The sequence below is a fragment of the Actinomyces sp. HMSC065F12 genome, assembly GCF_001814535.1.
Taxonomy (GTDB): Bacteria; Actinomycetota; Actinomycetes; order Actinomycetales; family Actinomycetaceae; genus Pauljensenia; species Pauljensenia radingae_A.
Map to the genome: position 1 here is coordinate 1 of NZ_KV817029.1, position 2,775 is coordinate 2,775.

At 56.9% G+C, this 2,775-nt stretch carries 6 protein-coding genes; 3 read left to right on the top strand and 3 right to left on the bottom strand.

Annotated elements, in window-relative coordinates; translation table 11 throughout:
- Both HMPREF2975_RS08535 and HMPREF2975_RS08540 read right to left on the bottom strand, forming a co-directional pair.
- On the bottom strand, positions 1-334 hold a 334-nt coding region (locus HMPREF2975_RS08535), incomplete at its 3' end, for an ImmA/IrrE family metallo-endopeptidase (RefSeq protein ID WP_141757381.1).
- 1 nt (position 335) lies between these two features.
- Entirely contained in the window at positions 336-731 is a 396-nt protein-coding gene (locus HMPREF2975_RS08540; protein WP_083314494.1) for a helix-turn-helix domain-containing protein, read from the bottom strand.
- 104 nt (positions 732-835) lie between these two features.
- Here HMPREF2975_RS08540 and HMPREF2975_RS08545 point away from each other — a divergent pair, with 104 nt between their 5' ends.
- Together HMPREF2975_RS08545 and HMPREF2975_RS12825 are read left to right on the top strand one after the other, a co-directional pair.
- The gene (locus tag HMPREF2975_RS08545) at positions 836-1,075 is read left to right on the top strand and encodes a helix-turn-helix domain-containing protein (protein ID WP_070727070.1); all 240 of its coding nucleotides are present in this window, start codon (positions 836-838) and stop codon (positions 1,073-1,075) included.
- 29 nt (positions 1,076-1,104) lie between these two features.
- Positions 1,105-1,836 (top strand): BRO-N domain-containing protein, encoded by a 732-nt coding sequence (locus tag HMPREF2975_RS12825; protein WP_070727072.1) that lies wholly within the window; start codon positions 1,105-1,107, stop codon positions 1,834-1,836.
- A 129-nt stretch (positions 1,837-1,965) separates the two neighbouring features.
- Here the strand turns inward: HMPREF2975_RS12825 and HMPREF2975_RS08555 are convergent, their stop codons facing one another.
- Positions 1,966-2,553, bottom strand: a complete 588-nt coding sequence (locus tag HMPREF2975_RS08555; RefSeq protein WP_070727074.1) for a hypothetical protein — start codon at positions 2,551-2,553, stop codon at positions 1,966-1,968.
- A 44-nt stretch (positions 2,554-2,597) separates the two neighbouring features.
- Here HMPREF2975_RS08555 and HMPREF2975_RS13130 point away from each other — a divergent pair.
- On the top strand, positions 2,598-2,775 hold a 178-nt coding region (locus tag HMPREF2975_RS13130; protein ID WP_227469351.1), incomplete at its 3' end, for a helix-turn-helix domain-containing protein.

Consider the following 2,775-nt stretch of genomic DNA (forward strand, 5'->3'; position numbering starts at 1 on the left):
ACCCGTACTGCGACTCAGCCCACATGTAATCCACGCGGTCGATCATCAGGCAGGCCGCCTCCTCGTCGATGCGGCGCTCCACAGGCTCCGACTGGTGGCCGTCATGCTGATTCTGCACGTGTATTGACTCGTGGATGAGAGCGAAAAGCCGCTGCGACGCTGACAGCCCTGTGTGGATGGCGATGAGGCCGCGTGTCAGTGAGTAGGCTCCCCACAAGCCGCCTGGCAGGTCAGCGTCGATGACGCGCACACCTTGCCGTTCGATCCAGTCGATCACGCTCGTCTCGCTCACCATGATGCTCACGGGAAGCATGGTAATGGTGGCCGTGTGCATTTCAGTCCGCGTCCGGGTATTGGGGTGCGTCTTTCTCACCGGTTTTGAGCTGTGAGGCGGCGTACCGCTGTTCTGCGATCATCGCGTCTGCCTCACGCTGGTTTTCCTGCCTGCTGGTGGCGGGGAATCGCAGGACGTTACTGGGCGCGGCTTCGAGCGCGTCCTCAGCCTGACGCATCACACGCCACGGAGAAAGACCCAAGGCTTTTGCGATTCCTTCGAATTCTGAAATGTATGTTGCTCGGCTTCCTGCAAAGGTCTTCAAAATTGTGGTGCGAGCAACTCCCACCTTGTCCGCGAGTTCTCCTTGTGTCATCCCTGACTGCTCGAATGCTCCTCGAAGAATGCCGATAGCTTTACGCTCGACTTCATCCATATCTGCAGGTTTTCTAGCCATAACCTAAGTGTTCCAAATAGACACACCTGCGTCAACAGCTTGACATAGTTCTATTTGGAACATAACCTGTCCCCAGAAGTTCCGAATAGAACAGGAGGTAAGGGGTGAACGTTGCGCTGGAAATCAGGGCTGAAGCTGCACGACAGCAGATCACGCTCAAAGAAGTAGCACACAGGATGAACACCTACCCCGAAAGGCTCTCCAGAGCATTCAACGGGGAACGGAAACTGAAATATTCAGAAGTCATCCAAGCTGCCAACGCGCTCGGTGTCCCAGCGTCGGAGCTGATGCGCAGGGCTGAAGAAGCAGAAAAGCAAGCAGAAAGTGAAACCCCCAGCCGGTAAGGACGACTGGGGAGAAAGGAAATCAAAAAATGAACGAAGTAATTCCCTTCACGTATGAGGGTACCAGTGTCCGCACGGTTACGACAGAGGACGGTACGCCGTGGTTCATCGCTAAGGACGTGTGCGACATCCTCGAACTCACAAACACAACAGTCGCACTCGAAGGACTTGAAGAAGATGAACGGGCTAAGTATTACTTAGGTCGTCAAGGGAGCGCCAACGTTGTTAACGAGGCTGGCCTGTACTCGCTAATCTTCAAGAGCCGCAAACCAGAGGCGAAAGCATTTAAGCGTTGGGTGACGCACGAGGTCCTCCCTCAGATTCGTCAGCATGGCTACTACGCGGCCGAGCAGCGCGCGCACGAGACTAACGCCACGATTTTCCAGGCCCGCGCCCGCATGGAACTATGCCAAGCCGCCAGAGGCCTCATCCACCCCGACCATCTGGAAGCCAAAGCCCGCTGCATCCTCGCCCAAGGCCTCGGCGAATACCCACAACTGGAAGACAAGAACACGCCCCTCTACACGCAAGACTTCCTCAAATCCAAAGGCGTCACCGGCAAGCAACTGAAATCCATTAGAGGCACGTTCGGCAAACGCGTCAAAGCCGCCTACACGCTGAAGCATGGTAAAGACCCCGAACAATACGCGCTGCATTTGTCGAACGGGCAGACCCGCATGTGCAACGGGTACACGCGTAAAGACCGCCCACTCATGGAACAAGTGTGGGACCAGTACTACGCACAGGAGGTCTCGCTGTGAAGTCGTTTGATACTCCTCGCCCCGCTGGGTGGCGTGAAGCCGAACAGGTCCAGCGCCTATTCCATGCCGCGAACCCGCCGACAAGGAGGTTTCACTGTGAGCACGTCAAACACTGATCCGACTGTGCAGCTAGCTGAAGCGATGATCCAGCACGCTCTGACGCTCCACCCCGCTGCTAGACGACGCGTGAATGAACACGCGGCACGTAATACTGCTCGGAACGCTCATGCGTCGAACGCCATCAATACTCACGCGGCTCGGCACGGGCTGTGCGAACAGTTCAAGCAGATGCTCATGGAGCAAATCGGGCGTGAACGAATGCTCACCAAATGCGGGTACGTCTACCCCATCGAGCACTCGTACGGGAGCGTCTTCACACATGACAGTAATGGACACACTGTATGCGTCGAAGGAACTCTCGTTCATCACGGTGATGAGCTCACCTCTGTTTTCACTTTCAAGCCGCCATACGAAGTCAGCTCTGTCTTGGCTCGCCTTGAGTGCTCTCCTCGCGACGTGGTTCGCCTCGCTACTTATCTGGTTTGCCTGTGCTGCCAGGCGGTTAGCCTCGGACACTGCGAGGCCTGCTTCCTGGGCGATGCGGTTAGCTTCCTGAGCCAGTCTTTGGCCGCGTTTCGTGTCAGTGCGGGCGAGGATGGCGACGATGAGGCTTCCCAGCGCGATCGCCACGCTGACCACTGCGATAACGGTGCTCACACGGTAACGCTACCCGAAGGCGGTGAAGCGCTGTGACTGGTCGAGTGTACACAGCTCGAGAAGTGGCCGACATGGAGAGGATCCACCTTGTCACCCTCTATGGGTACCTCAAGGAGGGGCGATTCCCGGGAGCGTATAGAGCAGGCGAGCGCGCGTCATGGCGCATACCCAGTGAGGCTATTAAACGCCATAGGCAGTCCTACGGTCTCAAGCCTCCCGTAC

Bases quoted from the DNA above. Each gene is read 5' to 3' on its own strand.
- HMPREF2975_RS08540 (WP_083314494.1), bottom strand. From the start codon at position 731: ATGGCTAGAAAACCTGCAGATATGGATGAAGTCGAGCGTAAAGCTATC.
- HMPREF2975_RS12825 (WP_070727072.1), top strand. From the start codon at position 1,105: ATGAACGAAGTAATTCCCTTCACGTATGAGGGTACCAGTGTCCGCACG.